We start from the raw sequence: 1,069 nt of genomic DNA, 5'->3' as shown, positions 1-1,069 counted from the left end.
ATTCTCCCGTGCTGGCTGAGGCTGGTTGAGTCTCATCCTGTCCATCGCCCCCAGAGACGGGGCGATGAATAAGAAGGCGGCGACTCAACGGCAATCAACAAACGAAACAGGGTGGTCTTGCCGGCGCCTGTGGTTCCCACGATGAACGTATGACCTTCCGAGTGGGCGATGGGGAAAAAGAGGTCTTTCTCCCGGCCGCCCAGGCCGTGCACCCAAAACGCTCCCATCTGGTGATTCGGATGGGGCAGGCGCACACGAGGGCGGCCAAAAACGCGCGTGCCGCGCGCGCTGTCTTGGCGGGCTTGACCTGCACGAACACCCAGCGCGTGGCGCGCTCGATGGCCACGAACAGGGAGCGGCGCCTGGTTTCATCGGCCATCGGGGGCAGGTACTTGACATCGATGTGCACAAAGCCCGGCTCATACGCCGCAAACGGGCTGTGCGCAGGCTTGGGCGTTGGCGGCCGCAGTGCTTTGAGGTTGCTCACGCCATGGCGGCTCAGGCAGCGATCCAGCCCCGACATCCGGGTTGATGAACTTGCGCGTAACAGCCAGCAAATCGTCGAGCGAGAGCAACAAGGTCTTGCGCAGTTCCACGACGATGGCCTGCTGCGCCGGTGTGAGGGTGGTTTGCAGCCTGTGCGCCGTGTGGGGCCGGTCCTCGAAGTCGGTGCGGTGTTTCCACTTGAGCACCGTCATGGGCGACACACCCTAGCGCTGTGCCAGTGTGGCAATGGAGTCGCTGCTGGCGGCGATTTCGGCGCGCACGCGCGGTGTGGTGCGGGCGCACTTGTGCAGTCGTGTGATCATGCGTGGGACTCCTGGTATCAGACAGCCCTGCTGCCGCGGCGCGGGCCCAAAAGCTCAGCCAGAACGCTGCGCGCGAGCAGGTAACCGTGGCGCGAGGATACTATATCATCGTCCGGGATGCGACAGCTACTCCTTATCGGTATTTATACGCATGTAACGCCAGGCATGAGCCGCGCCCGGAAGCGGGAGCGCAGCGGACGCTGGAGGGTGTCAGGCTCCATGCCTAAGTTAGACCGATGGCTCCCGGAGTTTTACCACCA

1 pseudogene is annotated in these 1,069 nt (G+C 63.3%); it reads right to left on the bottom strand.

Annotated features, from left to right (window positions below):
* Positions 1-226 precede the first annotated feature (226 nt).
* Positions 227-809, bottom strand: a pseudogene (locus ACYQ3M_RS11590) (transposase family protein); the annotation flags it as partial.
* Positions 810-1,069: the final 260 nt, after the last annotated feature.

It is taken from the genome of Methylothermus subterraneus (assembly GCF_054656915.1).
Note: the sequence above shows the minus strand (reverse complement) of the source record. Positions and strands in the feature narration are given on the sequence as shown.